Here is a 25084-nt window from a genome sequence, read left to right on the forward strand (position 1 = left end):
TCATCCGTCAATAAATACGTCGGCTAAGGCTTTATGGCAAAGCAGTAGCGACAGGCTTTCCAGTTCAGCCCAGACAGACTGACCGTAATCCTGCTTCAAAGTAAGTTCCGCCTGCATCAGCAGGGTGACCGCCTGACGTAACTGGTCGCTACTCAGACGATTAATGGCGTCGCCTACCAGACCACGGCGATTCTGCCAGACGCGATGTTTATCAAACAGGGCGCGCAGCGGCATGTGAGCGCTTTGGCGCTTGAGGTTCACCAGTAACAGCAATTCGCGTTGCACGGTACGCAGCAAAATGACCGGCTCGCTGCCTTCAAGCCGCAACTGTTGCAGGATGTGCAGGGCGCGTTTGCTTTTCCCCGCTAACAGGGCATCGACCCAGTGGAAGGGCGTAAAGTGCGCCGCATCATTCACCGCCTGCTCTACGCGCGGTAGCGTCAGTTTACCGTCCGGCCAAAGCAGTGATAAACGTTCCAGCGCCTGCGACAACGCCAACAGGTTGCCTTCATAGCAGTAACACAACAGTTGGCTGGCGGGCTCATCTAACTGAAGATTCAGTTGTTTTGCACGCGTCGCTAACCAGCGCGGAAGCTGGGCTTGTTCTGGCGTCTGACAGCTTACCTGAACGGCATTGCTGGCAAGCGCGCTCACCCAGGCCGCATTTTCCTGCGCTTTGGTAAGCTTGTTGCCGCGAATAATGAGCAGCAAATCGTCATGCAGCAGTGAAACCAGGCGCGCCAGTTGTTCGTTGATGGCGGCATTTGGCCCGTTTTCCGGCAGCAGCAGTAACAGCGTCTGGCGGCTGGAGAACAGGCTCAGGGCCTGACTCAGCGAGAAGATCTCGTTCCAGTCGGTGCTGGCATCGAGGGAAAAGGTGTGGTGCTCGGTAAAGCCCTGCTCAGTGGCCATATGGCGCACGGCGTCCTGGCTCTCCTGAAGCAGCAGCGGATCGCTACCGAGCAGCAGATACGCCGCGCGCAGCCCTTCAGAGAGCTGCGCGCGGAGTTGTTCTGGATACAACCGAATCATCAGTTACCCAGAGTGGTGGAGACACGGCCAGGACCAATCGGCGATTCTTCCGCCATCGGAATGGTATCTGGTGCCGTTTTGCTGTCGGCGATGTGTACGCTCGGCAGTTTACGGATCAGCTGTTCAGCCGCTTTATCGTACATTTCGTTGATGATAATTGTTTGCTCGGCATCTTTCGCCAGCGCACGCTGCGGGTTATCGAAGAACGAACGGTACACTTTGGTCGAGATAGGGAAGATATCCTGCCCCGGGATCAGCACCGACGCACGCACGGTTAATACCATCTGGTATTCCGCCGTCTGGCCGTTCTGGAACACGGATGCCGTATCTTTCGACATGCTGCTGGTGATAATACGCAGCGACGGCACATCTTTACGCAGAGTGCTGTCTTCCAGCAGAGTGATGTCGTTCAGACGCAGCTGATTACGTACCGCACGGCTTAACGGGCCGTTCGGATCGCCGGACTGGAAGATCATCGTTTTCATTTCGCTCGGAACCTGCGTAGTGCTACGCAGATGCCAGCCACATCCGGCGGTGACCAGCACCGCCAAAGATAACAACAGAGTTGTCAGATATCGCACGCTTCCTCCCGCGCTTAGCCCACGACCAGGTTAAGGAGTTTACCCGGTACGTAAATCACTTTACGCACGGTAACGCCATCAAGGTATTTCGCGACCAGGTGTTCCTGGCCTGCACGTTCACGAACCTGTTCTTCGGTTGCGTCAACGGCCACGGTGATTTTCCCGCGTACTTTACCGTTCACCTGGACGACAACCAGCGTGGTGTTTTCCACCATCGCTTTTTCGTCAGCCACCGGCCACGGTGCGTTGTCGATATCACCTTCACCGCCCAGTTCACGCCACAGGGTAAAGCTGGCGTGCGGCGTGAACGGGTTGAGCATACGAACAACCGCCAGCAGCGCTTCCTGCATCAGAGCGCGATCCTGCTCGCCTTCCACCGACGCTTTCGCCAGTTTGTTCATCAGCTCCATGATCGCCGCGATCGCGGTGTTGAAGGTCTGACGGCGACCGATATCATCGGTGACTTTGGCGATGGTTTTATGAACGTCGCGGCGCAGCGCTTGTTGATCTTCGCTCAGCGCATCCACGTTCAGCGCCACAACCGGGCCCTGAGATGTGTGCTCATAAACCAGTTTCCAGACACGTTTCAGGAAGCGGTTAGCCCCTTCCACGCCGGATTCCTGCCATTCCAGGGTCATATCTGCCGGGGAAGCAAACATCATGAACAGACGAACGGTGTCTGCGCCGTAGCGCTCAACCATCACCTGCGGGTCGATGCCGTTGTTTTTGGACTTGGACATTTTGCTCATGCCGGTATACACCAGCTCATGGCCTGCCGCGTCCTTCGCTTTCACGATACGACCTTTGTCGTCACGTTCAACGATAGCATCAACCGGGGAAACCCAGTTACGCTCGCCGTTTTCGCCAACATAGTAGAAGGCATCAGCCAGCACCATGCCCTGACACAGCAGCTGTTTAGCCGGTTCGTCAGAGTTCACCATGCCTGCGTCGCGCATCAGTTTGTGGAAGAAGCGGAAGTAAAGCAGGTGCATGATGGCGTGTTCGATACCGCCAATGTAGATATCCACCGGCAACCAGTAGTTGGCCGCGTCTGAATCCAGCATACCTTCCTGATACTGCGGGCAGGTGTAGCGCGCGTAGTACCATGAAGATTCCATAAAGGTGTCAAAGGTGTCGGTTTCACGCAGCGCTGGCTGACCGTTAACGGTGGTTTTCGCCCACTCCGGGTCAGCTTTAATTGGGCTGGTGATACCGTCCATAACCACATCTTCCGGCAGGATAACCGGCAGCTGATCTTCAGGCGTTGGGATAACGGTGCCGTCTTCCAGTGTCACCATCGGAATCGGCGCGCCCCAGTAACGCTGACGGGAAACACCCCAGTCGCGCAGACGGTAGTTCACTTTACGTTCGCCCACGCCCATAGAGGCCAGTTTGTCGGCAATGGCGTTAAAGCCGTCTTCATAGCTCAGACCGTCGAATTCGCCGGAGTTGAACAGGGTGCCTTTTTCGGTCAGCGCTTGCTCGGAGAGATCCGGTTTCGAACCGTCAGCCGCCAGGATAACCGGCTTGATGTTCAGACCGTATTTGGTGGCGAACTCGTAGTCGCGCTGATCGTGACCCGGAACGGCCATGACGGCGCCGGTGCCGTATTCCATCAGAACAAAGTTAGCCGCCCAAACCGGAATCGCTTCGCCGGTCAGCGGATGAATGGCTTTAAAGCCGGTGTCGACGCCTTTTTTCTCCATGGTCGCCATATCGGCTTCGGCCACTTTGGTGTTACGGCATTCGTCAACGAAAGTCGCTAGCGTTGGATTGTTGGCAGCAGCCTGCTGGGCCAGCGGGTGGCCTGCGGCGACAGCCAGGTAAGTACAACCCATAAAGGTGTCTGGACGGGTGGTGTAGACGGTCAGTTTGTCGGCGTAGTCGTTTACGTCGAAGGAGATTTCCACACCTTCGGAACGGCCAATCCAGTTGCGCTGCATGGTTTTCACCGTGTCAGGCCAGTGGTCCAGCGTATCCAGGTCGTTGAGCAGTTCGTCAGCGTAAGCGGTGATTTTGATAAACCACTGTGGGATCTCTTTACGCTCAACTTTGGTATCGCAGCGCCAGCAGCAGCCGTCGATAACCTGCTCGTTCGCCAGAACGGTCTGGTCGTTCGGGCACCAGTTGACCGCAGACGTTTTCTTGTAGACCAGGCCTTTTTTATACAGCTCGGTGAAGAATTTCTGCTCCCAACAGTAATATTCCGGGGTACAGGTTGCCAGCTCGCGGCTCCAGTCATAGCCAAAGCCCAGCATTTTGAGCTGGTTTTTCATGTAGGCGATGTTGTCATACGTCCACGGAGCCGGTGCCGTATTGTTTTTAACCGCAGCCCCTTCTGCCGGCAGACCGAACGCATCCCAACCAATCGGTTGCAGAACGTTTTTGCCCAGCATGCGCTGATAACGGGCGATCACGTCACCGATGGTGTAGTTACGCACGTGGCCCATGTGTAGTCGACCAGAAGGATAAGGAAGCATCGACAGGCAGTAATACTTCTCTTTGCTCTCGTCTTCAGTTACTTCAAAGGTACGCTTCTCGTCCCAATGTTGCTGGACTTTTGATTCTATCTCTTCCGGGCGGTATTGCTCTTGCATGGCAGCCAGTGGTCCTGTTTTCAATACAGCTACAATGTAGCCAATGGATGTGGTAATCAGATCCGCATAGCATAGCCCAAAGCGCATCGTCAAAACAGCCTTTCACACATTATGGCGATGAAAAGCCCGGACACTGATTTACGAACTCTGTGGGGTAGCTGACAGAGTAGACAAGAAATAAGGTCTATTATAAGAGTAGGTTAACTGCCCGGGAGAGGAAACAATGAACAAGGTTGCTCAATTTTACCGCGAACTGGTGACGACGCTGACCGAACGTCTACGCAACGGTGAGCGTGATATCGATGCGCTGGTGGAACAGGCGCGTGCGCGGGTTGTTCAGACCGGCGAGTTAACGCGAACGGAGGTGGACGAACTGATTCGCGCAGTCAGGCGTGACCTGGAAGAGTTCGCCATGAGTTACAGTGAAAGCCAGGACGACGAAGAAGACAGCGTATTTTTACGCGTCATCAAGGAGAGTATCTGGCAGGAACTGGCGGATATTACCGATAAAACACAGCTGGAATGGCGTGAAGTCTTTCAGGATCTCAATCACCACGGTGTATATCACAGCGGTGAGGTGGTAGGGCTGGGCAATCTGGTCTGCGAGAAGTGTCATTTCCACCTGGCAGTGTATACGCCGGATGTGCTGCCACTGTGCCCGAAATGCGGGCATGACCAGTTCCAGAGAAGGCCGTTCGAGCCGTAAGGATTTGTGCCGGATGCGCTACGCTTATCCGGCCTACAATATGGCTTCTCCGTAGGCCCGGCAAGCGAAGTGCCACCGGGCTTTTATTAATGGTAAAACGCTAATCTTTCTGCCAGTAAATCCACAAACCCCTGACGATCCACATCGACCATCACCCGCGCATTCGGTTTATTGCCGGTCAGGAAATAGTAATCCACAACGGTCATGCCCTGGGTATATTTGCCCTGCGTTTCCACGCCAACCCAGCGCTCCACGGTGGTAAACAACTCGGGTTTCAGTAGCCAGGCGATGGTGCACGGGTCATGCAGCGGCGCGCCGACAAAACCCCATTTTTCATCTTTGTGATATTCAAGGAAGAAGTCGAGCAACTCGGCAACGATGGTGGAAATTGGGTTACCAATGGCGCGGAATCGTTCCGTATCTTCAACGTGAATTTGTGCTTTGTGCGTAACATCAAGCCCTGCCATCACCACCGGAATGCCGGACTGGAAGACGATTTCTGCGGCTTCCGGGTCAACGAAGATATTGAATTCTGCGGCAGGCGTCCAGTTACCCAGACTCATTGCACCGCCCATAATCACAATTTGCGCGATCTTCGGGTGCAGTTCCGGGTGGCTGTTGAGCAGCAGGGCGACGTTAGTCTGTGGGCCGGTGGAAACAATCGTGACCGGCTGGTCGCTTTCGCGCAGGGTTTTTGCCATTAACTCAACAGCGGTGCAGGTAAGCGGGGCAAAACCGGGTTCCGGCAGCGCCGGGCCGTCAAGACCGCTTTCTCCATGCACGTTATCGGCAATAATCAGTTTACGCATCAGCGGTTTAATCGCTCCGCCCGCCACCGGAATATCGGAGCGCTTCAGCAGCGTGAGCATGCGCAGCACGTTACGCAGGGTTTTATCCGGCGTTTGGTTTCCGGCGGAGGAGGTGATGGCTTTGACATCCAGCTCCGGAGAGGCGAGGGCCAGCACGATGGCAATGGCATCGTCGTGTCCTGGGTCACAGTCGAGAATGATTGGGGTTGCCATAGTTACTCCTTGTCTGGTCAGGCATTTTTGCGACAAGGTTAGCGCTGCAAGGCAATGCATTCGAGGGGATGAACAGAAAAGCGTGAAGCGGCGCGCACTCTGAAGCGCGCGCCGAAAAGATTAATGCAGTATTTTCGCCAGGAAGTCTTTGGCGCGTTCCGATTTCGGGTTGGCGAAGAAGGCCTCTTTCTCGGAGTCTTCAACGATTTTCCCTTCATCCATAAAGATCACCCGGTTCGCCACTTTACGGGCAAAGCCCATTTCGTGGGTTACCACCATCATGGTCATGCCTTCGTTAGCCAGTTCAACCATGACGTCCAGCACTTCGTTGATCATCTCGGGATCGAGTGCTGAAGTCGGCTCGTCAAACAGCATCGCCACTGGATCCATGCACAGGGCGCGGGCGATCGCCACACGCTGCTGCTGGCCGCCGGAAAGCTGCGACGGGAACTTATTGGCATGTGCGGAAAGACCTACACGTTCCAGCAGTTTCAGCCCTTTTTCGCGCGAGGCTGCTTTATCGCGTTTCAGAACTTTTACCTGTGCCAGCGTCAGGTTTTCGATAATCGACAAATGTGGGAACAGTTCAAAGTGCTGGAACACCATCCCAACCTTTGAGCGCAGCGCCGCGAGGTTGGTTTTCTTATCGTTGACCTGAATCCCGTTCACCAGGATCTCGCCTTTCTGTACCGGCTCCAGGCCGTTAACGGTTTTGATAAGCGTCGATTTACCCGATCCTGACGGGCCGCAAACCACCACCACTTCACCCTTTTTCACTTCGGTGGAGCAGTCGGTCAGCACCTGAAATTGACCATACCATTTAGAAACATTTTTCAGGGTAATCATTGAGCTGTCCTTCTTTTCAAGTAGCTGACCAACAACGAAGCACTCAGGCTAATCACAAAATAAACGGCGCCGGCAAACAGGATCATTTCGACCTGGGTTCCGTCACGCTCACCGATGGTGGACGCGGTACGGAAGAAGTCGGCAAGACTTAAGACGTACACCAGGGAGGTATCCTGGAACAGGACGATCCCCTGGGTGAGCAGCAGCGGCACCATGGCGCGAAACGCCTGCGGCAGAATGATGAGCTTCATCGACTGCCAATGGGTCATCCCGAGCGCCAGCGCAGCGCTGGACTGGCCACGCGAAATACTCTGAATACCGGCGCGAATAATTTCCGAATAGTAGGCGGCTTCAAACATTGAGAACGCTACCATGGCGGAGATCAGGCGGATATCGGTTTTCGGTGACAGCCCCAGCACATCCTGCAACAGCCCCGGCACGATGAGGTAAAACCACAGCAGCACCATCACCAGCGGAATGGAGCGGAAAACGTTAACGTAGGTTTTGGCAAACCAGGAGATGGGCGCAAATGTCGACAGGCGCATCACTGCAAGGACAGTGCCCCAAACGATACCGACGATCACCGCCGTCACGGTAATTTTCAGCGTCACTACCAGCCCGGCAAGCAGATAGGGCAGGGAAGGAACGATAGAACTCCAGTCAAACTCGTACATTATTTGCCTCCCATATTGCCCGGCAGGCGAACTTTACGTTCTACCAGGGTCATCACCAGCATAATGAAGGCGTTGATCAAGACATAAGCAAGGGTGATTGCGGTGAACGATTCCCAGGCATGCGCCGAGTAATCCAGCAGTTTGCCTGCCTGCGCGGCCATATCGACCAGACCGATGGTGGAGGCGATAGCGGAGTTTTTCACCAGGTTCATCATCTCTGAGGTCATCGGTGGCACGATCACGCGGTAGGCGTTCGGCAGCAGCACGTAACGGTACGTTTGCGGCAGCGTTAAACCCATCGCCAGACCGGCGTTTTTCTGCCCGCGCGGTAGGGACTGAATCGCCGCGCGTACCTGCTCACACACGCGTGCCGCGGTAAAGAGGCCAAGACAAATCATTGATGAAAGGAAGAACTGAATGTTAGGGTCCAGCTCTGCTTTAAACCACATTCCCAGATCTTCCGGCAGCAATTCTGGCACCACCAGATACCAGGTAAAGAACTGCACGATCAGCGGAACGTTACGGAACAGTTCAACGTACAGGGTGCCGATTCCGGAGAGGAAACGGTTAGGAACGGTACGCAGGATGCCGAACAGAGAGCCAACGAAGAAGGCGATAATCCAGGCGGTAATCGACAAGGCGACGGTGACCTGAAAACCACTCCAAAGCCAGCCAAGATAGGTGGTGTTGCCGAACGGGGCTTGCTGAAGAAAGATCCCCCAGTTCCAGTCTATTGACATAAATCTACTCCAGAAAAAAAAGGGTAGCAGTGCTACCCTCGAAGATTGGTGAACGGCGTACTGCGATATTCGGGCCCGGCGGGGAACGACCGCCAGACCTGTAGTCTGTCCGTGCTATTCAACAATCGAGAGGGCAGGTAGTCCCGCCCTGGTTGTTATAATTAGTTCAGAGCTTTGTCATTCGGTTCTTTAAACAGGGCCTTCATTTCGTCAGACAGTTCAAAGTTCATGTTCAGGTTTTTCGGTGGGATTGGGTTTTTGAACCACTTCTCAAACCATTTTGCTGACTCACCGGAGGTTTGCGCCTGGGCGATGGTGTCATCCATCAGCTTTTTGAAATCCGGGTCGTTTTTACGCAGCATACAGCCGTAGGCTTCCTGCGACTGCGGCTTGCCGACGATTTCCCAGTTGTCTGGTTTCTTCGCTTTCGCGCGCTCACCGGCCAGCAGGGCATCATCCATCATAAACGCCACCGCGCGACCGCTTTCCAGGGTACGGAAGGAGTCACCGTGGTCTTTGGCGCTGATGATTCGCATATCCATTTTCTGTTCGTCATTCAGCTTGTGCAGCAGAATTTCAGAGGTGGTGCCGGAAGTCACAACAACCGCTTTGCCTTTCAGATCCGCGAAGTCTTTAATGTCGCCGCCTTTTTTGGTCAGCAGACGGGTGCCGACGACAAAGATGGTGTCAGAGAAAGCCGCTTGTTTCTGGCGTTCGAGGTTGTTGGTGGTAGAGCCACACTCAAAATCGAAGGTGCCGTTTTGCAGCAGCGGGATACGGTTCTGAGAGGTGATAGGGATCAGTTTCACCTGAAGGTCAGGCTTGTTCAGCTTCTTCTTTACGGCTTCAACGATGGCGTTGGAGTAATCCTGAGAATAGCCGACCACTTTTTGCTGGTTGTCGTAGTAAGAGAACGGAACGGAAGATTCACGGTGCCCGACAACGATCACGCCGTTTTTGGCGATTTTGTCCAGGGTGCTACCTGCCGCTGGTGCATCTTCTGCGTGTGCCAGCCCGGCGCATAATCCCATCGCCAGCATAGCAGCGGTCAGTTTACGTAATTGCATATCCAACTCCTTTATCCTCTGCGCCATCGGCGCATAGATACCCATAGTGATGTTTGTGTTGTTATCGTCTGCAATTTCAGCGTGCAGCGTTATCTGTGTTTGTTAACATTTAGTGTGGCTTAATGTAAAGAATTTGCTGATTTATTGTTTATTTTTGCGAACTGCTCCGCACCATTTTGAGGCAAAAATCGCAGATTGCACTGTAGAGGTGCTACCGATGATTCGTTTTGGTGCTACCGGGTTGCGCTCATGCAGAATTCGTTACTGCCTGTGTTTATTAAGCAATTGGCGTGCCAGGATGGAGGGGGAGATGTGCGCGCTGATGCCCTCACCCCGGCCCTCTCCCACAGGGAGAGGGAGAAAACCAGCGCAGGGCTCATAAAATGGGTTCGAACAGTCCCCTCTCCCTGTGGGAGAGGGTTAGGGTGAGGGGGGGAAGCGGTTACTTGCGACGCTGACGCAAACTCATCACCAGCGCACCAAAGCCAAACAGCGCGGTGAGCACCCACAGCGGCCAGTTGCCGGTACGTGCATACGGTGTTAAGCCGGTCGTTGGCGTCACGGAGGTGGTTAATACCTGACGAGTGAACTGCGGGATCATCGCCTGAATCTCACCCTGCGGACCAATCACGGCGGTGATGCCGTTGTTGGTGCTGCGCAGCAACGGACGTGCCAGCTCCAGCGAACGCATGCGCGCCATCTGGAAGTGCTGCCACGGGCCGATAGACTTACCAAACCACGCATCGTTAGAGATGGTCAGCAGGAAGTCTGTATCCGGACGGAAGTTATCGCGTACCTGCTCGCCGAGAATAGTCTCGTAGCAAATCGCCGCTGTCAGTTTCAGGTTGTGCGCCAGCAGTTGCGGCTGAACGTATGCGCCTCGGCTAAAGGATGACATCGGCAGGTCGAAGAACGGTGCCAGTGGGCGCAGAATCGATTCCAGCGGAACAAACTCACCAAACGGGACCAGGTGGTTTTTATTGTAGCGATTTTTCGATTCGTAGCTGTACGGGCTATCTTTACCCAACGTGATGATGGTGTTGTAGGTGTCGTAACGGTTCTGTTTATTCAGACGCGCGTCAACGATACCGGTCACCAACGTGGTGTCTTTCGAACGCAGCAGGTCATCCATCATGCGCAGGAAGTTCTGCTGATTGATTTCCAGGTCCGGAATAGCGGATTCCGGCCAGATAATCAGTTGCGATTTGCCCATCTCCGGCTGCGAGGCATCGAGATAAATTTTCAGCGTATTAATCAGCTGATTTTCATCCCATTTTAATGACTGCGCGATATCGCCCTGTACCAGAGAAACCTGCGTCGCGCGCTGTGGCTCAAGCTGATACCACTGAATGTAACGCAGCGGGAAGGGCAGCGCGAAGAGCACGATGGCGATTGCCGCCGGACGCCAGTTGCGGGTGCAGGCAGCAAGTACCAGCAGACCGCTGACTGACATCAGCAGGAAGTTGATCGCTTCCACGCCCATAATCGGCGCAATGCCTTTCAGCGGGCCATCAATCTGACTGTAGCCAAACTGCAACCATGGGAAGCCGGTCAGCACCCAGCCGCGCAGGAATTCAGTGATTTGCCATACCACAGGCGCAGCAATGGCGACACGGATCCAGTTCGCTTTCGGCCACAGACGCGACAGAATACCGGTAAACAGCCCGGTATAAAGTGACATGTACGCGGCCAGTAATGCCACGAGGAAAACGTTCACCGGCCCGGGCATACCGCCAAACTGGGCGATACTGACGTAAATCCAGTGAATGCCGGAACCGAACAGCCCCAGCCCCCAGAAGTAGCCAATCCAGGCACTTTGCAGCGGTCGGCGATTGAAAGTGAGCCCCTGTAAACCCATCAATGAGATGAGCGCGGCAGGCCAGATATCATAAGGAGAAAAAGCCAGCGTTCCGCTGGCTCCGAATAACAGCGCCAGCAGTAAGCGCACGCGCTGGCGTTCAATAAGAGAGGCAAATACCATTTGGGTGAAATGTCCTGTTAGTTTAGTCTTCCATTTTCGGCTGTGGCGCGTCATCAGGAAGTTTGACATGAACCTGAATGATACGGCGGCTGTCCGCCATTGCCACTTTGAATTGGTAACCGTCGATGTCGATGGTCTCGCCGCGTGCCGGCAGATGACCAAACGCCTGCATCACCAGCCCGCCGATGGTATCGACTTCTTCATCGCTGAAGTGGGTACTGAAGGCTTCGTTGAAATCTTCGATTGAGGCCAGCGCGCGCACCGTCCAGGTGTGGCGGCTGAGCTGACGGAAGTCGATGTCATCTTCTTCGTCGTACTCATCTTCAATTTCACCAACGATCAGTTCCAGAATATCTTCGATGGTGACGAGGCCGGAAACGCCGCCAAACTCATCGATAACAATCGCCATGTGATAGCGCTGTGAGCGGAACTCCTTGAGCATCCGGTCAACCCGTTTGCTCTCAGGTACGACAACCGCCTGGCGTAACACTTTGTCCATGCTGAAGGCTTCGGCATCGCTGCGCATAAACGGCAGCAAGTCTTTGGCCATCAAAATCCCTTCGATGTGATCTTTGTCTTCGCTGATCACCGGGAAACGGGAGTGCGCAGATTCGATGATGACGTCGAGACATTCATCAAGGGGCTGGTTACGTTTCAGGGTAATCATCTGGGAACGGGGGATCATGATATCGCGAACGCGCTGGTCGGCGATGTCCATTACCCCTTCGAGCATATCGCGCGTATCTTCGTCGATAAGGTCGTTTTGCCCGGAATCACGGATCAGCTCCAGCAGTTCATCGCGGTTTTTCGGTTCACCGTGGAAAAGCTGGCTGAGTAAGAGGGAGAAAAATCCCTTTTTGCTGCTTACTGTGTCACTACTGTGTGAATTGTCGTCGCTCATGGCGTCGTTTGGGTTCTCATGGTTAGTTAATCAGGGCCGTCACGCGCAAACTCAGCGTTAGACGGCAATAAAATACCGTCGGGCCGAAGCCCGGCAGTTACTCTTTCTCGGCAATGTACGGATCCTCATAGCCCAGAGCAAGCATTATCTCCGTTTCGATGCCTTCCATCTCTTCGGCTTCGTCATCTTCGATATGGTCGTAGCCCAGCAGATGCAGGCTGCCGTGCACCACCATGTGCGCCCAGTGGGAATCGAGCGACACATTTTGCTCTTTGGCTTCGCGTTCAACCACCTGACGGCAGATGATGAGATCGCCCAGCAGCGGCATTTCCATTCCCGGCGGTGCTTCAAACGGGAAAGAGAGCACGTTGGTCGGCTTGTCCATTCCGCGATAGGTCAGGTTAAGCTCGTGGCTTTCAGCGGTATCCACCAGGCGAATCGTCACTTCTGATTCTTCCTGAAATTGCGGGATAACGGCATCCAGCCATGCCTGAAATTGACTTTCATCGGGCAGACCGGTGTTATCTTCACAGGCCAACTGGAGATCGAGGATCACCTGACTCATTTCTGCTCCTGTTCCTGAGCTTCGCGTTTTCTTTCCGCAGCCAGCTCAGCTTTACGTTTTTGTTCCGCTTCTTCCCACGCTTCATAGGCGTTAACGATGCGCGCCACCACAGGGTGACGGACCACGTCTTCGCTGTGGAAGAAGTTAAAGCTAATTTCATCGACGTTTGCCAGTACTTCAACCGCGTGGCGCAGGCCGGATTTAGTATTACGCGGCAGGTCAATCTGGGTGACGTCGCCGGTGATGACTGCTTTCGAATTAAAGCCGATACGGGTCAGGAACATCTTCATCTGTTCGATAGTGGTGTTCTGGCTCTCATCGAGAATGATAAAGGCATCGTTCAGTGTGCGACCACGCATGTAGGCCAGTGGAGCCACTTCAATCACGTTACGTTCAATCAGTTTTTCCACTTTCTCGAAGCCGAGCATCTCAAACAGCGCGTCGTAAAGCGGGCGCAGATATGGGTCAACTTTCTGGCTCAGATCACCCGGCAGGAAACCGAGTTTTTCACCTGCTTCTACTGCTGGTCGAGTGAGCAGAATACGGCGAATGTCCTGCCGCTCCAGCGCATCAACCGCCGCCGCGACCGCCAGATAGGTTTTGCCGGTACCCGCCGGGCCCACGCCGAAGGTGATGTCGTGGTCAAGAATATTGGCGATGTACTGCGCCTGGTTCGGCGTACGCGGTTTAATCACGCCGCGCTTGGTTTTGATATTGACGGCTTTACCGTACTCCGGCACGCTCTCGGCGCTCTGTTCCAGCACACGCGCTTCTTTTATCGCGAGATGAATTTGCTCCGGTTCAATATCCTGAATCTGACCGCGCATCGGGGCGGTGTCGACATACAGACTGCGCAGAATATCTGCCGCTGCGGTGACGCAAATCGCGCGTCCGGTGAGTTTGAAATGGTTGTCGCGGCGGTTGATTTCGATGCCCAATCGCCGCTCAAGCTGTTTGATGTTGTCATCAAACGGGCCGCACAGGCTCAGCAGGCGGGCGTTGTCTGCTGGTTCCAGCGTAATTTCGCGAGTGTCTATGTTCAAACTGTTCCTCTTTCATGTTTGCCGGAAGGCGATATGCGTATCCGGCCTACGATTAGGCTCATCCCGACAATCGGGGCATCATTGATGAAATTATTCACGCCAGCGAATAAAGGCGCAAGCATTGCAATGGATATTTGGGTGGAAGGCAGAGAAAACAAGGCCTGCCGGAGCGGCAGGCCGAAAGGTTTACGGCTGGTAGACACCGACGCCCAGGTCATTCTCTTTACGGGTACGAGAGATGACGGACTCCGGCGATTCAACCACGCGTAGCCCCATTTCATCTTCCGTACGCACCAGTTTGCCGCGCAGTGAGTTGGTATAGACATCCACAATCTCAACATCGACAAACTTACCGACCATATCCGGAGTGCCCTCAAAGTTCACCACACGGTTATTTTCGGTGCGTCCTGTCAGTTCCATCACGCTCTTACGCGACAGGCCTTCCACCAGAATACGTTGTGTAGTGCCGAGCATGCGGCGGCTCCACGCCATGGCCTGCTGGTTGATACGCTCCTGCAAAATATACAGACGCTGTTTTTTCTCTTCTTCCGGCACGTCGTCAACCATATCGGCGGCTGGCGTACCCGGGCGTGCAGAGAAAATAAAGCTGTAGCTAACGTCGAAATTGACTTCGCCAATCAGTTTCATGGTTTGCTCGAAGTCCTGCGTCGTTTCACCGGGGAAGCCGACAATAAAGTCAGAGCTAATCTGAATATCCGGACGCGCGGCGCGCAGTTTGCGGATAATCGATTTGTATTCCAGCACGGTGTGCGTGCGGCCCATCAGGTTCAGTACGCGGTCGGAACCACACTGGACCGGCAGATGCAGGAAACTCACCAGTTCCGGCGTATCGCGATACACATCGATAATATCGTCGGTAAATTCGATTGGGTGGCTGGTGGTGAAACGCAGGCGGTCGATACCGTCGATAGCGGCGACCAGGCGCAGCAGTTCGGAGAATGAACCGGTCGTGCCGTCATAGTTCTCACCACGCCAGGCGTTAACGTTCTGGCCGAGCAGGTGAATCTCACGCACGCCTTGTGCCGCCAGTTGCGCCACTTCAAACAGAATATCGTCGCACGGACGGCTCACTTCTTCACCACGGGTATACGGCACCACGCAGTAAGTACAATATTTGTTGCAGCCTTCCATGATGGAGACGAAGGCGGTCGGGCCTTCTGCGCGCGGTTCCGGCAGACGGTCAAACTTCTCGATTTCCGGGAAGCTGACATCGATGACCGGGCGGCGGTTGCCACGCACGGTATCAATCATCTCAGGCAGGCGGTGTAAGGTCTGCGGGCCAAAAATAATATCGACGTAATGTGCACGCTGGCGGATCAGTTTCCCCTCCTGAGAGGCCACGCAGCCGCCAACACCAATAATCAGCTTCGGATTTTTTTCCTTTAATAATTTCCAGCGGCCTAATTGGTGGAAAACTTTTTCCTGTGCCTTCTCGCGGATAGAGCAGGTATTCAACAGCAGCACATCCGCTTCTTCAGCCACATCAGTGAGTTGATACCCGTGAGTGGCATCCAGCAGATCGGCCATCCTGGATGAATCGTACTCATTCATCTGACAGCCCCAGGTTTTAATATGGAGTTTTTTTGTCATCGACTTGCTCTTGCTCAAATGTTTAAACCCCGAAAATGGCGGGGAAATAGCCAGGAATGCAGGGCGCGTATTGTAATGCTTTGACGCGGTTGTGACCAGTATGACCTCAAGCGGCGCAAAATCCGGTAAACTTAACGCATTAACGGTTAAGGATAATTGACTATGACAATTCAGCAAACAGACATCGTTGTGGTAGGCGGTGGGATGGTCGGCGGCGCACTGGCGTTAGGGCTGGCGCGTGAAGGGTTCTCCGTCACCGTGCTGGAGAAATCCGCGCCTGTTGCGTTTGATCCGGCATCGCCGCCTGATGTGCGTATTTCGGCTATCAGCGCCGCGTCCGTATCGCTTCTGCGCGGGCTCGATGTCTGGGATGCGATTCAGGCGATGCGCGTGCATGCCTGGCGTCGCCTGGAGACCTGGGAGTGGCAAAACGCGCACGTGGTGTTTGATGCCGCCGAGCTGAAGTTGCCGCAGTTGGGTTATATGGTAGAGAACAACGTCTTACAGCTGGCGCTGTGGCAGGCGCTTGAGGCACATCCGCAGGTCACGCTGAAAACGGGTCAAACCCTCAGCGCAATGACGATGGTCGCCGGGCGACGTGTGGTGACGCTGGCAGAAGGCGAAACGTTGTCCGCGCGTCTGGTGATTGGTGCGGATGGCGCATTTTCCCAGGTACGTCAGATGGCTGGCATTGGCACACATGGCTGGCAATATCCGCAATCCTGCATGCTGATCACCGTACAGTGCGAGAACGATCCGGGCGACAGCACCTGGCAGCAGTTTTCACCTACCGGGCCGCGCGCGTTTTTACCGCTCTTTGAACACTGGGCATCGCTGGTGTGGTATGACACGCCGGCACGGATTCGCCAGTTGCAGACGCTCACCATGGCGCAACTGCAACAGGAAATTCATACTCATTTTCCGCAGCGTTTAGGACATGTCACGCCGGTTGCCGCGGGTTCGTTCCCACTGACACGTCGCCACGCGTTGCAATATATCCAGCCGGGGCTGGCGCTGGTGGGCGATGCGGCGCATACCATTCATCCGCTGGCGGGGCAGGGGGTGAATCTGGGCTATCGCGATGTGGATGCGCTGATTGACGTGCTGGCGAATGCGCGCGGTTATGCCGAAGATTGGGCCAGTGAAACGGTGCTGAAGCGCTATCAGGCGCGCCGTCGTGCGGATAATCTGCTGATGCAGTCCGGGATGGATCTCTTCTATGCCGGCTTTAGCAACGATCTCAGCCCGCTGAAAGTGGTGCGGAATCTCGGGCTGATGGCCGCCCAGCGCGCAGGCGTGTTAAAACGTCAGGCGCTGAAGTATGCGTTAGGCGTGTAGCGCACGGGCTATACAAGGCGCGAAAAAAGCGTGACGCGTTTCTTCCCCTTTTTCACAAAACCCTGATACCAGAGACTTCCACTCTCGGTCATCAGGGTTTCGCACTGCCATTTACCGGCCGCAATGAGATAAAGCGTCCAGAGATTACGACTTATTTTATACACGATAAACATCAGTACTATAGCGGCGAGTGACTCTTTCATAGAGGGCTCAGGGGAAGGGGCATATTCAAGTACCAGAATGGCAATAGTGATGCATTGAATTATAAGTTTGCCTGTGATGCCCGATATAAAAAATGCTTTGAGTCTTTGAGGGGACCAGAAACAGGGATTTTTTAATACCTGAAGCCGCTCCTGGGCTGGAAAACCATGAATGTATTGTGTCCAGTGTAAATCGGCGGTGATCATTAGCGCCGTGCCGGCTTCGCTGAGCCGATGTAATCGCATGGATATGATGACGGGAAAAATGATACCGATAAAAAAAACGTAAAATACGGGCGCAGAGATACCGTAGTTTGCAAGAATGATGCAAATTAGCGCCACAATACAAATGACAACTTTTTGCAGAAAGGGAGAGTAAAGATCAGCGTCCATTGCTAAATCCATTAGCTGTGAAAGCGGGCAATGTATCACCAGGCGCTGACGGCTTCTACGGGGCGGGATTTTTTTCGGATTTCATAAAACAAAAAAGCCCGCCGAAGCGAGCTTTTTTGTTTTATGTGGCTGGGGTACGAGGATTCGAACCTCGGAATGCCGGAATCAGAATCCGGTGCCTTACCGCTTGGCGATACCCCAACAGGGTGCGTTCACAATCTGAACGTCTTTTAAAGATGGCTGGGGTACGAGGATTCGAACCTCGGAATGCTGGTATCAGAAACCAGAGCCTTACCGCTTGGCGATACCCCAACAATTCTTGCTAACTTACCGAAGTGATCGATAAATTTCTAATTTGGTGGCTACGACGGGATTCGAACCTGTGACCCCATCATTATGAGTGATGTGCTCTAACCAACTGAGCTACGTAGCCAATTTACTGCTTTCTTCGATGGCTGGGGTACCTGGATTCGAACCAGGGAATGCCGGTATCAAAAACCGGTGCCTTACCGCTTGGCGATACCCCAATACCGTCGCGGTTAACCGCAAATATCGAAGAAAAAATGGCTGGGGTACCTGGATTCGAACCAGGGAATGCCGGTATCAAAAACCGGTGCCTTACCGCTTGGCGATACCCCATCCGTGCAACGCTTACTGGTGAATGGTGCGGGAGGCGAGACTTGAACTCGCACACCTTGCGGCGCCAGAACCTAAATCTGGTGCGTCTACCAATTTCGCCACTCCCGCAAAAAAAGATGGTGGCTACGACGGGATTCGAACCTGTGACCCCATCATTATGAGTGATGTGCTCTAACCAACTGAGCTACGTAGCCATCTTTTTTTCGCGTTACCTTATCGGCGTTGCGGGGCGCATTATGCGTATTGAGCCTTGTAGCGTCAACCTCTTTTTCACGGAAAATTGCCGGAATGTGACTGTTTGGTTAGGTTGCGAACAGCGTGATGGAATATTCGGCAAAAATTGGTTGCTTCGTGTTTTTATCCACGGCATGAAGCTGTTATTTCAGCGTAAAGGATGAAATTCGGATTCCATCAATAGTGTTGATAAATTGCTCTGTGAAATACTAACGCCGCCAAATTTGTCAGGGCAGGAAGCCTTGCGCCTGTACATTTGTCACGACCATGAGGGGAACTCCCCATCGCTACATTATTGAGGGAATAGTATGTTGCGTTTGATAACCGCTTTTTTAGGTGTTTTTTTCCTGATGCAGTCCGCGTTTGCCGATCAGGCTCGGCCGGAAACCAGCAAATATGTGCAGGCTTATCGCGGGCAAGAAGGTGCCGTTGTCTGGCTGATGCGCATTGGGCCACGCGAAGCGAATGAAGCGTTAGTGCAGGTTTCGCATGTCGATAACGACATTGACGGGCGTATTTTCCGCTGCAAAGTTCAAATTACACGAGACGGTGAGAAAAGCTATACCGCTGAAATAAAAGGGAAACCGTTTGAACTGGTGCGCATTAAAGAAGGCAGCGGTAACCTCTATATTCCCGATGAGCAATCCAACGGGTGGATCAACTATAGCGAGGAACTTTCTGACGGATCGGGTGCTAACGCGGAACATTTCCTGACAGCGTACCTGAAACAGGATACGAAAAAACAGTAATAAAAAACCCCGGCTTGTGGGCCGGGGCATTTCACAAAACGCTGTTATTTGTAGGCTGACTGGTGCACGCCCACCGCGCGGCCAGACGGATCGTCCATGGTTTTGAACGCTTCATCCCACTCAATCGCTTTCGCGGAAGAGCACGCGACTGACGGGCCGCCCGGCACGCATTCCGCTGCGCTTGGCACCGGGAACAACTCTTCGAAGATTTCGCGGTACAGATAACCCTCTTTAGAGCCCGGCGTATTGTACGGGAAGCGGAAGTGTGCGGTTTCCAGCTGCTGGTCGGTAACCTGTTTCGCCGCCACTTCTTTCAGTGTGTCAATCCAGCTGTAGCCTACGCCATCAGAGAACTGCTCTTTCTGGCGCCATGCCACGCTTGCCGGCAGGTAGGATTCAAAACATTCACGCAGAACGTGTTTTTCCATTTTGCCGTTGCCGCACATTTTATCCTGCGGGTTAATACGCATCGCCACGTCGAGGAATTTTTTATCCAGGAACGGTACGCGTGCTTCCACGCCCCAGGCCGACATTGCTTTGTTGGCGCGTGCACAGTCGTACATGTGCAGTGCCTGCAATTTACGTACGGTCTCTTCGTGCAGCTCTTTCGCGTTTGGCGCTTTGTGGAAGTAAAGATAACCGCCAAACACTTCGTCAGAACCTTCGCCAGAGAGCACCATTTTGATACCCATCGCTTTGATTTTGCGCGACATTAAATACATCGGCGTCGAGGCGCGAATGGTCGTTACATCATACGTTTCGATGTGATAGATAACATCACGAATGGCATCCAGACCTTCCTGCACGGTGAAGTGAATTTCATGGTGCACGGTGCCGAGGTGGTTTGCCACTTCTTGCGCGGCTTTCAGGTCAGGAGAGCCTTCCAGGCCAACCGCAAAGGAGTGCAGTTGCGGCCACCAGGCTTCGGAGCGTTCCCCATCTTCCACGCGACGTGCGGCGAATTTTTTAGTGATGGCGGAAATCACGGAGGAATCCAGACCACCGGAGAGCAGGACGCCGTAAGGCACGTCAGACATCAGGTGGCTTTTTACGGACTCTTCCAGCGCCTGGCGCAGTTCATTTTTATCAGTAACGTTGTCTTTCACTGCGTCATAGTCAAACCAGTCACGCTGATAATACTGACGAATTTCGCCATCTTTGCTCCACAGGTAACTGCCAGCCGGGAACTCTTTGATGGTGCGGCAAACCGGGGTCAGCGCTTTCATTTCAGAGGCAACATAGAAGTTACCGAATTCGTCGTAACCCATATACAGCGGGATAATGCCGATGTGGTCGCGGCCAATCAGGTAGGCGTCTTTTTCGCTATCGTAAAGCGCGAAGGCAAACATCCCCTGCAAATCGTCAAGGAATTCCGGGCCTTTTTCCTGATACAGCGCGAGGATCACTTCGCAGTCAGAACCGGTCTGGAACTGGTAGCGGTCAGCGTATTCCGCGCGCAGTGCCTGATGGTTATAGATTTCACCGTTCACGGCCAGCGCATGCGTTTTCTTTTCGTTATACAGCGGCTGCGCACCGGCGTTGACGTCAACAATCGACAGACGTTCGTGCGCCAGAATGGCTTTGTCGCACGCATAAATACCGGACCAGTCCGGGCCGCGATGGCGCATCAGGCGGGAGAGCTCAAGCGCTTTTTTACGCAGCTCGCCCGCGTCAGTTTTAATATCCAGTACACCAAAAATCGAACACATAGACTTCTCCGTTAACCCTGTAATGTCGTGAAATTGTTGTGGCTATGGGATAAAAAATGCCGTAAAGCGCGAAAGGGCGCAAGCGTTTTAGGGGCTGAAAAAGAAATAGTGCAACAGGAGTTGTTGGATGCTGAAAAACGGACAGGTATTAACCTACAAAATTGATGATTCGATAATAAAATAGCGGTTTTATTAAATGAATCTATGTTTGTGAGTGTTGCCGGATAAGCGAAGTGTAACCCGGCAACATAAATCTTAAATCACATCGATTTCCGCGACCGACGGATAAATCCACGATGGGCGGAACGGCATGCTGTCGATATCGTCCAGCGTCGAGACGCCAGAGAGCACCAGAATGGTCTCCAGACCGGCCTGGAAGCCCGCCAGAATATCGGTACGCAGGTTATCGCCAACGATCACTGTCTGCTCGGAGTGCGCCTGCATTTTGTTCAGCGCGGCGCGGATAATCCACGGGCTGGGTTTGCCCACGTAGAACGGTTTGCGACCGGAAATTTTTTCGATACCCGCGCATAGTGCGCCGCAGGCCGGGTAAAATCCGCGACCGTGGGTGTCCGGGTTGGTGGCAATAAAGCGTGCGCCGTTGGCGACGAAGAAGGCCGCTTTATGCATCATTTCCCAGTTGTAGGAGCGGGTTTCGCCCACAATTACGAAATCCGGGTTCACATCGGTAATGGTAAAACCGGCTTTGTAGAGTTCGTGGATCAGCGCGCCTTCGCCAACAACGTAGGCTTTTTTCCCTTCCTGACGACGCAGGAAATCCGCGGTTGCCATCGCCGAGGTGTAAAACACGCTATCTGGCACGTCTACGCCTGCGGTGGCGAAACGGTTCGCCAGGTCTTGCCCGGTTTGGGAGGGATAGTTGGTCAACAGTACCAGCGGCAGGCCTTTCTCCAGAATTCGAGTTAGAAATTCTGCGGCACCCGGTACGGCCACGTTATCGTGCATCAGCACGCCGTCGATATCACAAATTACATTCTGAATGGTCATGGACTACCTGACATGGTCTGAAAGAGGCGTAATTATACACGGAATTACGCAGGCTGCCTTGCGAGAGGCCGCCTGCGCGCAAGAGGATTAACCTTCCAGCAAATGCTGCAACAGAATGCCGTTGAGCATCGCGCGCTTGACCAGCGCAAACGCGCCAATCGCGGAGCGGTGATCGAGCGTGGAGCGCACCACTGGCAGATTTTTGCGAAACGCTTTCAGCGCCTGGGTGTTAATGCAGCCTTCGATGGCGGGTAGCAGAACACGCTCCGCCTCGGTAATTTCCCCGGCAATGACGATTTTCTGCGGGTTGAACAGGTTAATAGCAATGGCGATGGTTTTACCCAAGTGGCGTCCTACATGCTCAACCACTTCCGTTGCCAGCGCATCGCCTTTATTGGCGGCTTTGCAGATGGTTTTGATATTGCAATCATCCAGCGTCAAACGGCTCTGATAGCCTTGTTCCAACAGGTGACGGACGCGGTGTTCAATCGCGGCGTTGGCGGCAACGGTCTCCAGACAGCCGAAGTTACCGCAGTGGCAACGCTCGCCGAGCGGGTCGACCTGAATATGCCCAATTTCACCGACGTTCCCATTACGGCCAATAAAAATCCGCCCGTTAGAGATGATGCCCGCCCCGGTCCCCCGGTGCACGCGCACCAGAATAGAGTCTTCACAATCCTGACTTGCACCGAAATAGTGCTCCGCCAGCGCAAGGCTGCGAATATCGTGGCCGACAAAACAGGTGACGTTAAAGCATTTTTCCAGCGCGCCAACCAACCCCCAGTTTTCCACCGCAATGTGCGGCATATAGCGGATCACGCCACTTTCAGGATCAACCAGGCCGGGCAAAATCACGGAAATAGCAATAAGCTCGCGAATTTTGCGCTGGCAGGTTTCTATAAAGGTGGCGATGGTATTGAGCAGCGCGTGTTCCAGGGTTTCCTGAGTGCGTTCTGGCAGCGGATAGTGCTCTTCAGCCACCGCTTTGCTGCTGAGATCGTAAAGGGTGAGCGTCGCGTCGTGACGCCCCAGGCGCACGCCGATAGTGTGGAAATTGCGGGTTTCAGTGACGATAGAGATAGCGCGGCGGCCCCCGGTGGAGGCCTGTTGATCGACTTCTTTAATCAATCCGCGCTCAATAAGCTGACGCGTAATTTTGGTTACGCTGGCGGGAGCAAGCTGGCTCTGTTCGGCGATCTGAATGCGCGAGATTGGCCCATGCTGGTCAATCAGGCGGTAAACGGCCGCACTGTTAAGCTGTTTTACGAGGTCAACATTACCAATTTGAGCTTGTCCGCCTGATGTCATACTTTCGCTTACTCAGTTAACGACCTCGTTACCATTAACGATGGTCTTGGTGATTTTATAATCGCGTGTGAACGCGGTCAGGTTTGCGGTCATGCCCGGGGCAATCTGGCCCAAATGGCTATCGACGCCAATTGCGCGAGCCGGGTAGAGCGTGGCCATGCGCAGCACTTCGTCGAGCGCAATACCGCAGTGCTCAACCAGGTTGCGAACCCCTTCAATCATGGTTAGAGAGGAGCCGCTCAGTGTGCCGTTTTCATCTACGCACAAACCGTTACGGTAGTATATTGTTTTACCAGCAAAAATGAACTGATCAATGTTTGCACCTGCCGGCGCGGTGGCGTCCGTAACCAGACACAGTTTCTCACCTTTCAGGTGTTTGGCGTTACGGATGTTGGCGTAGTTGACGTGCAGGCCATCAGCGATGATCCCGCAGTAGACGTCGGCATTGTCAAAAATGGCGCCCGCCAGACCCGGTTCGCGGCCACTGATGTACGGCATCGCGTTATAAAGGTGGGTAGCAAACGTAATGCCCGCACGGAAGCCGGTTTTGGCTTCTTCCAGCGTCGCATTGGAGTGACCGGCAGAGATCACAATGCCTGCGGCAACCAGTTTACGAATTACCTCAGGTTCTACCATTTCCGGTGCCAGGGTGATTTTAGTAATCACATCCGCGTTCTCACACAGGAAGTCGACCAGCGACGCTTCTGGTTTGCGGATATAGGCCGGATTATGGGTGCCTTTCTTAATGATGTTCAGCCACGGCCCTTCCAGATGAAGGCCCAGCGCCTGATTCGGATGCTTAGCCAGGTACTCGCGCATCACGCGCACGCCCTGTTTCATGAGATCGTCGCTGCAGGTAATCAGCGTTGGCAGGTAGCTGGTGCAGCCCGATTTTTCATTGGCTTTCTGCATAATTTCCAGCGTTTCAACGCTCACGGCTTCTGCCGTATCGTTGAACTGCACGCCGCCGCAGCCATTCAGCTGAACGTCGATAAAACCAGGGGCAATAATGGCGCCGTTGACTGAACGTTGTTCAATATCTGACGGTAATTCTGCCAGCGGGCAGAGACGTTCGATAAGGCCATTGGCGATAATAATCGCGTGGTCATCCAGAATTTCGCGGCCAGTGTAAATCCGACCATGAGTTAATGCATACATTACGACCCCCGGGTTTCTAAAAAGCGCCCTGCACATGCCGCAGGGCGATAATACATTACAGACCTTTGATGTTTTCCGCTTCCAGTTCGTTGAAATATTTCAACGTTTTCACTTTCAGCTCCATCGTGGACGGCTCGTCGCACACCATAACGGCTTTCGGATGCAGCTGCAGGCAACTGATGGTCCACATGTGGTTGACGTTGCCTTCTACGGCCGCCTGCAGAGCCTGTGCTTTCTGGTTGCCCAGCACCAGAATCATCACTTCTTCTGCGTCCAGCAGGGTGCCCACGCCAACGGTCAGCGCGTATTTTGGAACCAGAGAGACGTCGCCGTCAAAGAAACGGGAGTTCGCCACGCGGGTTTCATGTGTCAGGGTTTTGATACGGGTACGGGAAGCCAGAGAGGACGCCGGTTCGTTGAACGCGATGTGACCATCGTTACCTACACCGCCCATAAACAGGTGGATTTTGCCGTAAGAACGAATTTTTTCTTCATAACGACGGCATTCTGCGTCAATATCTGCGGCGTTACCATTCAGCAAATTAATGTTTTCAGCCGGAATATCAACGTGGTCGAAGAAATTACGGTGCATGAAGCTGTGATAGCTTTCCGGATGCTCTTTCGGCAGGCCCACGTATTCGTCCATGTTGAACGTCACAACGTGCTTGAAGCTAACCTGGCCCGCTTTATGCATTTCTACCAGTGCTTTATAGGCAGTCAGCGGTGTGCCGCCAGTCGGCAGACCCAGCACGAACGGACGATCGGCGGTTGGGTTGAACGCGTTGATGCGGTTAACGATATGACGCGCGGCCCATTTGCCCACTTGTTCTGCTGTAGCCAGGGGAATCAGTCTCATTGTTCACCTCTATAGTTAATTTAAAAAGGTCGTGGATTGACGAATGCTTATCATAAAGCGTAACGCACTTTCGCGGTAACAAGGGGTCAATCCGCTTTGATTTTTTGAATGATAAAATAAGTTTTG

At 53.7% G+C, this 25084-nt stretch carries 22 protein-coding genes and 7 tRNA genes; 3 read left to right on the top strand and 26 right to left on the bottom strand.

Features of this window, described 5'->3' with window-relative positions; genetic code table 11:
* From holA to leuS, 3 genes are read right to left on the bottom strand one after another with little or no spacing between them, the layout of a single operon-like run.
* Positions 1-1032: a DNA polymerase III subunit delta gene (gene holA / locus F0Q32_RS19385; RefSeq protein WP_149464379.1), complete on the bottom strand. Its 1032-nt coding sequence runs from the start codon at positions 1030-1032 to the stop codon at positions 1-3.
* The gene (gene lptE / locus F0Q32_RS19390; protein WP_149464380.1) at positions 1032-1613 is read right to left on the bottom strand and encodes an LPS assembly lipoprotein LptE; all 582 of its coding nucleotides are present in this window, start codon (positions 1611-1613) and stop codon (positions 1032-1034) included. Before lptE ends, holA begins: the two co-directional genes overlap by 1 nt.
* A 14-nt stretch (positions 1614-1627) precedes the next feature.
* Complete coding sequence (leuS, locus tag F0Q32_RS19395; RefSeq protein WP_149464381.1) at positions 1628-4210, bottom strand: leucine--tRNA ligase; 2583 nt, start codon at positions 4208-4210, stop codon at positions 1628-1630.
* A gap of 223 nt (positions 4211-4433) precedes the next feature.
* Here leuS and F0Q32_RS19400 point away from each other — a divergent pair, with 223 nt between their 5' ends.
* Positions 4434-4916, top strand: a complete 483-nt coding sequence (locus F0Q32_RS19400) for a zinc ribbon-containing protein (protein ID WP_149464382.1) — start codon at positions 4434-4436, stop codon at positions 4914-4916.
* Between the two features lie 86 nt (positions 4917-5002).
* Here the strand turns inward: F0Q32_RS19400 and rihA are convergent, their stop codons facing one another.
* From rihA to miaB, 10 genes are all read right to left on the bottom strand, one after another.
* Complete coding sequence (gene rihA / locus F0Q32_RS19405; RefSeq protein WP_149464383.1) at positions 5003-5938, bottom strand: pyrimidine-specific ribonucleoside hydrolase RihA; 936 nt, start codon at positions 5936-5938, stop codon at positions 5003-5005.
* Between the two features lie 120 nt (positions 5939-6058).
* Positions 6059-6784: an amino acid ABC transporter ATP-binding protein gene (locus F0Q32_RS19410; RefSeq protein ID WP_149464384.1), complete on the bottom strand. Its 726-nt coding sequence runs from the start codon at positions 6782-6784 to the stop codon at positions 6059-6061.
* Complete coding sequence (gltK, locus tag F0Q32_RS19415) at positions 6781-7458, bottom strand: glutamate/aspartate ABC transporter permease GltK (RefSeq protein ID WP_149464385.1); 678 nt, start codon at positions 7456-7458, stop codon at positions 6781-6783. The genes F0Q32_RS19410 and gltK overlap by 4 nt, the downstream gene beginning before the upstream one ends.
* Positions 7458-8198 carry a glutamate/aspartate ABC transporter permease GltJ gene (gene gltJ, locus F0Q32_RS19420; protein ID WP_015965369.1) on the bottom strand — a complete coding sequence of 247 codons (741 nt, stop codon included), beginning with the start codon at positions 8196-8198 and terminating at the stop codon, positions 7458-7460. The genes gltK and gltJ overlap by 1 nt, the downstream gene beginning before the upstream one ends.
* 161 nt (positions 8199-8359) lie before the next feature.
* Positions 8360-9265 (bottom strand): amino acid ABC transporter substrate-binding protein, encoded by a 906-nt coding sequence (locus F0Q32_RS19425; protein ID WP_149464386.1) that lies wholly within the window; start codon positions 9263-9265, stop codon positions 8360-8362.
* Between the two features lie 442 nt (positions 9266-9707).
* Complete coding sequence (lnt, locus tag F0Q32_RS19435) at positions 9708-11246, bottom strand: apolipoprotein N-acyltransferase (RefSeq protein ID WP_149464388.1); 1539 nt, start codon at positions 11244-11246, stop codon at positions 9708-9710.
* Between the two features lie 22 nt (positions 11247-11268).
* Complete coding sequence (corC, locus tag F0Q32_RS19440) at positions 11269-12147, bottom strand: CNNM family magnesium/cobalt transport protein CorC (RefSeq protein ID WP_149464389.1); 879 nt, start codon at positions 12145-12147, stop codon at positions 11269-11271.
* A gap of 97 nt (positions 12148-12244) precedes the next feature.
* Positions 12245-12712, bottom strand: a complete 468-nt coding sequence (gene ybeY / locus F0Q32_RS19445) for an rRNA maturation RNase YbeY (protein WP_149464390.1) — start codon at positions 12710-12712, stop codon at positions 12245-12247.
* Positions 12709-13755: a PhoH family protein gene (locus F0Q32_RS19450; RefSeq protein ID WP_149464391.1), complete on the bottom strand. Its 1047-nt coding sequence runs from the start codon at positions 13753-13755 to the stop codon at positions 12709-12711. Before F0Q32_RS19450 ends, ybeY begins: the two co-directional genes overlap by 4 nt.
* A gap of 186 nt (positions 13756-13941) precedes the next feature.
* On the bottom strand, positions 13942-15366 hold the full coding sequence (gene miaB, locus F0Q32_RS19455) for a tRNA (N6-isopentenyl adenosine(37)-C2)-methylthiotransferase MiaB (RefSeq protein ID WP_149464392.1): 1425 nt from the start codon (positions 15364-15366) through the stop codon (positions 13942-13944).
* 162 nt (positions 15367-15528) lie between these two features.
* On the opposite strand from miaB, the gene ubiF reads away from it, so the two are divergent.
* The gene (gene ubiF, locus F0Q32_RS19460) at positions 15529-16704 is read left to right on the top strand and encodes a 3-demethoxyubiquinol 3-hydroxylase (protein WP_149464393.1); all 1176 of its coding nucleotides are present in this window, start codon (positions 15529-15531) and stop codon (positions 16702-16704) included.
* A gap of 8 nt (positions 16705-16712) precedes the next feature.
* Here ubiF and F0Q32_RS19465 read toward each other — a convergent pair whose 3' ends face one another.
* The 8 genes from F0Q32_RS19465 to F0Q32_RS19500 all read right to left on the bottom strand — a co-directional run bounded on the left by F0Q32_RS19465 (position 16713) and on the right by F0Q32_RS19500 (position 18130).
* Positions 16713-17297: a hypothetical protein gene (locus F0Q32_RS19465; protein ID WP_149464394.1), complete on the bottom strand. Its 585-nt coding sequence runs from the start codon at positions 17295-17297 to the stop codon at positions 16713-16715.
* A gap of 126 nt (positions 17298-17423) precedes the next feature.
* Positions 17424-17498, bottom strand: a tRNA-Gln gene (locus tag F0Q32_RS19470).
* 36 nt (positions 17499-17534) lie between these two features.
* Positions 17535-17609: transfer RNA gene (locus F0Q32_RS19475), tRNA-Gln, on the bottom strand.
* A gap of 44 nt (positions 17610-17653) precedes the next feature.
* Positions 17654-17730, bottom strand: a tRNA-Met gene (locus tag F0Q32_RS19480).
* A 19-nt stretch (positions 17731-17749) separates the two neighbouring features.
* Positions 17750-17824: transfer RNA gene (locus F0Q32_RS19485), tRNA-Gln, on the bottom strand.
* A gap of 37 nt (positions 17825-17861) precedes the next feature.
* Positions 17862-17936, bottom strand: a tRNA-Gln gene (locus F0Q32_RS19490).
* Between the two features lie 23 nt (positions 17937-17959).
* Positions 17960-18044, bottom strand: a tRNA-Leu gene (locus F0Q32_RS19495).
* A 9-nt stretch (positions 18045-18053) separates the two neighbouring features.
* A tRNA-Met gene (locus tag F0Q32_RS19500) sits at positions 18054-18130 on the bottom strand.
* Between the two features lie 348 nt (positions 18131-18478).
* On the opposite strand from F0Q32_RS19500, the gene F0Q32_RS19505 reads away from it, so the two are divergent.
* Entirely contained in the window at positions 18479-18919 is a 441-nt protein-coding gene (locus F0Q32_RS19505) for a hypothetical protein (protein ID WP_149464395.1), read from the top strand.
* Positions 18920-18963: 44 nt separating this feature from the next.
* Here F0Q32_RS19505 and asnB read toward each other — a convergent pair whose 3' ends face one another.
* From asnB to nagB, 5 genes are all read right to left on the bottom strand, one after another.
* Positions 18964-20628 (bottom strand): asparagine synthase B, encoded by a 1665-nt coding sequence (gene asnB, locus F0Q32_RS19510; protein ID WP_149464396.1) that lies wholly within the window; start codon positions 20626-20628, stop codon positions 18964-18966.
* Between the two features lie 255 nt (positions 20629-20883).
* Complete coding sequence (gene nagD, locus F0Q32_RS19515; protein WP_015965359.1) at positions 20884-21636, bottom strand: ribonucleotide monophosphatase NagD; 753 nt, start codon at positions 21634-21636, stop codon at positions 20884-20886.
* An 87-nt stretch (positions 21637-21723) separates the two neighbouring features.
* Complete coding sequence (locus tag F0Q32_RS19520; protein WP_149464397.1) at positions 21724-22944, bottom strand: N-acetylglucosamine repressor; 1221 nt, start codon at positions 22942-22944, stop codon at positions 21724-21726.
* Between the two features lie 12 nt (positions 22945-22956).
* On the bottom strand, positions 22957-24102 hold the full coding sequence (gene nagA / locus F0Q32_RS19525; protein ID WP_149464398.1) for an N-acetylglucosamine-6-phosphate deacetylase: 1146 nt from the start codon (positions 24100-24102) through the stop codon (positions 22957-22959).
* Between the two features lie 55 nt (positions 24103-24157).
* A complete protein-coding gene (gene nagB, locus F0Q32_RS19530; protein WP_015965356.1) occupies positions 24158-24958 on the bottom strand; it encodes a glucosamine-6-phosphate deaminase in 801 nt (266 codons plus the stop codon).
* Positions 24959-25084 lie beyond the last annotated feature (126 nt).

Source organism: Pseudocitrobacter sp. 73 (genome assembly GCF_008369545.1).
In the GTDB taxonomy this organism is placed as follows: domain Bacteria; phylum Pseudomonadota; class Gammaproteobacteria; order Enterobacterales; family Enterobacteriaceae; genus Pseudocitrobacter; species Pseudocitrobacter vendiensis.

Excerpts from the sequence above, each read along its gene's own strand:
- leuS (WP_149464381.1), bottom strand. The coding sequence starts at position 4,210 with ATGCAAGAGCAATACCGCCCGGAAGAGATAGAATCAAAAGTCCAGCAA.
- asnB (WP_149464396.1), bottom strand. The coding sequence starts at position 20,628 with ATGTGTTCGATTTTTGGTGTACTGGATATTAAAACTGACGCGGGCGAG.
- ubiF (WP_149464393.1), top strand. The coding sequence starts at position 15,529 with ATGACAATTCAGCAAACAGACATCGTTGTGGTAGGCGGTGGGATGGTC.
- ybeY (WP_149464390.1), bottom strand. The coding sequence starts at position 12,712 with ATGAGTCAGGTGATCCTCGATCTCCAGTTGGCCTGTGAAGATAACACC.
- gltJ (WP_015965369.1), bottom strand. The coding sequence starts at position 8,198 with ATGTCAATAGACTGGAACTGGGGGATCTTTCTTCAGCAAGCCCCGTTC.
- holA (WP_149464379.1), bottom strand. The coding sequence starts at position 1,032 with ATGATTCGGTTGTATCCAGAACAACTCCGCGCGCAGCTCTCTGAAGGG.
- F0Q32_RS19400 (WP_149464382.1), top strand. The coding sequence starts at position 4,434 with ATGAACAAGGTTGCTCAATTTTACCGCGAACTGGTGACGACGCTGACC.
- lnt (WP_149464388.1), bottom strand. The coding sequence starts at position 11,246 with ATGGTATTTGCCTCTCTTATTGAACGCCAGCGCGTGCGCTTACTGCTG.
- F0Q32_RS19410 (WP_149464384.1), bottom strand. The coding sequence starts at position 6,784 with ATGATTACCCTGAAAAATGTTTCTAAATGGTATGGTCAATTTCAGGTG.
- rihA (WP_149464383.1), bottom strand. The coding sequence starts at position 5,938 with ATGGCAACCCCAATCATTCTCGACTGTGACCCAGGACACGACGATGCC.
- nagA (WP_149464398.1), bottom strand. The coding sequence starts at position 24,102 with ATGTATGCATTAACTCATGGTCGGATTTACACTGGCCGCGAAATTCTG.
- F0Q32_RS19425 (WP_149464386.1), bottom strand. The coding sequence starts at position 9,265 with ATGCAATTACGTAAACTGACCGCTGCTATGCTGGCGATGGGATTATGC.
- F0Q32_RS19520 (WP_149464397.1), bottom strand. The coding sequence starts at position 22,944 with ATGACATCAGGCGGACAAGCTCAAATTGGTAATGTTGACCTCGTAAAA.
- nagD (WP_015965359.1), bottom strand. The coding sequence starts at position 21,636 with ATGACCATTCAGAATGTAATTTGTGATATCGACGGCGTGCTGATGCAC.
- miaB (WP_149464392.1), bottom strand. The coding sequence starts at position 15,366 with ATGACAAAAAAACTCCATATTAAAACCTGGGGCTGTCAGATGAATGAG.
- corC (WP_149464389.1), bottom strand. The coding sequence starts at position 12,147 with ATGAGCGACGACAATTCACACAGTAGTGACACAGTAAGCAGCAAAAAG.
- nagB (WP_015965356.1), bottom strand. The coding sequence starts at position 24,958 with ATGAGACTGATTCCCCTGGCTACAGCAGAACAAGTGGGCAAATGGGCC.
- F0Q32_RS19505 (WP_149464395.1), top strand. The coding sequence starts at position 18,479 with ATGTTGCGTTTGATAACCGCTTTTTTAGGTGTTTTTTTCCTGATGCAG.
- gltK (WP_149464385.1), bottom strand. The coding sequence starts at position 7,458 with ATGTACGAGTTTGACTGGAGTTCTATCGTTCCTTCCCTGCCCTATCTG.
- F0Q32_RS19465 (WP_149464394.1), bottom strand. The coding sequence starts at position 17,297 with ATGGACGCTGATCTTTACTCTCCCTTTCTGCAAAAAGTTGTCATTTGT.